We start from the raw sequence: 2629 nt of genomic DNA on the forward strand, positions 1-2629 counted from the left end.
CGGACGCAGCACCGTCGCCAAACGCTCGGGCGTGAGCGAGGTGACCACACCGTCGTCCAGGACACCCGCCACATGCACCACCGCCGACAGCTCCGCGCCGGACTCCTCCAAGAGCGCGGCAAGCGCGTCACGGTCGGCCACATCGCACGCGGCGACAGTGGCCCGTGCACCCAACTGCGCCAGTTCCTCCTGGAGTTCGGCCGCACCGGTGGCCTCAAGGCCGCGACGCGACACGAGGAGCAGATCCTGTACGCCGTGCCGCTCGGCCAAGTGCCGGACCACCACACGGCCCAGACCACCGAACGCGCCCGTCACCAGGACCGTGCCCGAACCCCACGGGGCGACGTCCTCATCGGACACGGCGGCGGCCACGCGTGCCAGGCGCGGTACCCACACCGCACCGTCCCGCACCCCCACCTCGGGCTCACCCGATGCCAACGCCGCGGCGAGGTCCGAATCAGCCACCCCGGTCACACCCGAGCCCGCTGCGACGTCCACGAGCACGAACCGGCCCGGGTGCTCCGACTGCGCCGACCGCACCAGACCCGCCACGGCCGCAGCGGCGGGATCCGGCGACGCCGCGCCCGCGCCGACCGCCACCGCACCCCGGGTCACCACGGCTAGCCGCGCGTCCGCGAACCGCTCGTCGGCCAACCACCCCTGCACCACGGCCAGAGCCTCGGCCAACGCCGCAGAAACAGCCTTCGGACGAGCCAGTCCCGCACCGTCGGCGCCCGAGGAACGTTCGGCCGACCACACCACCGCGGCCGGAGCCTCCTCCCCGGCTTCCACCGCCGCACCCAGCACCGCGAACGGCACCGGGTCGGCAGCCGCATCCACGGACTGCCGCCGCCACTCGACGTGGAACATCGAGTCGCCGAGGTCGCCGCTCCTGAGCCGGTCCACCTCGACCGGCCGGAAGACCAGCGAGTCCACGGTGGCCACGGGTTCGCCGAGTCCGTCCGCGACGGTGAGCGACACGGCGTCGTTGCCCGCCGGGGCCAGCCGGACCCGCAGGGCGGAGGCACCTGTCGCGTGCAGCGAGACGCCGCTCCAGGCGAACGGCAGCCGTGCGCCGTCGGCCGCGCCGCCCTCGGCCGCCGCGTCGCCGCGGAGTACGCCGAGGCCGAGCACGTGCAGGGCCGCGTCAAGGAGTGCGGGGTGCAGTCGGAACGACTCCGCGTTCTCGTGCTGCTCCTCGGGCAGGGCGACCTCGGCGAACACCTCGTCGCCACGCCGCCAGGCACCGCGCAGCCCCTGGAACGCCTCGCCGTAGGCGAAGCCGAGCTCCGTCAAGTGCCGGTACAGGCCCTGGACATCGACCTCTGCGGCGTCGCGCGGCGGCCATTCGGCGAGGCGGAAGCCCGCCGTCGGCGTCCCGTCGGAGAGCACACCGCTCGCGTGGGCGGTCCAGCTGCCGTCGCCCGCGTAGTCGCCGCGCTCTTCGCGCTCTTCGCGGGAGTGCAGGGCGACGCTCCGCCGTCCGTCCTCGTCCGCCGCTCCGACGCCGAGTTGCAGCTGGACGGCGCCACGCTCGGGCAGCACCAGCGGAGCCGCCAGCGTCAGCTCCTCAAGGACCCCGCAGCCGACCTCGTCACCGGCGCGTATCGCCAGCTCCACGAACGCCGTACCCGGAAGCAGCACCCGCCCCGCCACCGCGTGATCGGCCAGCCACGGATGCGTGGCCACCGACAAACGGCCCGTGAACAGGTACCCATCGGCGTCCGCCAGCGGCACGGCCGCGCCCAGCAAGGGATGTTCGGCAGAGGCGAGCCCCGTGGCCGACATGTCGCCGACCGCACCGGCCAGGCCGGACGCCGCACGGGGCCAGTAGCGGCTCCGCTGGAAGGCGTACGTAGGCAGGTCCACGCGGCGGCGCGCCTCGGCCGGGGCGTACAGCGGCGCCCAGTCGACCTCGACCCCGCGCACGTACGCCGTGGCAAGGGCGGTCAGGAACGTGTCGGCCTCGGGGCGGTCCTTGCGCAGCGCACCGACCAGACCTGCTTGCGCGGCCGGGTCGGTGACGGTGTCGTGCGCCATCGCGGTCAGGACCGCGTCGGGGCCCAGCTCCAGCAGCGTCGACACGCCTTGGGCGGTGAGAGTGGTCAGGCCGTCGTGGAAACGCACGGCCTCCCGGACGTGGCGGACCCAGTACTCGGGGTCCGTGAGCTGAGCCGACTCGGCCAGTTCACCAGTCACGTTGGAGACGACCGGCAGCTTCGGTTCCTGGTACGTCAGGCCCCCCGCCACCTTGCGGAAGTCGTCGAGAACCGGGTCCATCAACGGCGAGTGGAACGCGTGGGACACCTTCAGCCAGCGCACCTTGCGGCCCTCGCCGCGGAGCGTCTGCTCCAGGCCCTCCAGAACCGCCCGGTCACCGGAAAGCACCACCTGCGCGGGCCCGTTCACCGCCGCCACACCAGCACGCTCGCCCAGGCCCTCCAGCAACGGCAGCACATCGGCCTCCGCCGCCTGCACCGCCAACATCGCCCCACCCTCAGGCAGCGACTGCATCAACTGACCGCGCGCCGCCACCAGTCGGGCCGCATCCTCCAACGACCACACCCCAGCCACATACGCAGCCGTCAACTCACCGATCGAATGACCACCGACAATCTCCGGCCGCACC

The 2629-nt window shown here is 73.3% G+C and carries 1 protein-coding gene; it reads right to left on the reverse strand.

All coding sequences use genetic code 11. The annotated features are described in order from the left end of the window. The coding region (locus ADL01_RS19095) for an SDR family NAD(P)-dependent oxidoreductase (protein WP_267889928.1) at positions 1 to 2628 on the reverse strand (2628 nt) is incomplete at its 3' end. Between the last annotated feature and the right edge of the window lies 1 nt (position 2629).

This window comes from Streptomyces sp. NRRL WC-3618, from assembly GCF_001280005.1.
Lineage (GTDB): Bacteria > Actinomycetota > Actinomycetes > Streptomycetales > Streptomycetaceae > Streptomyces.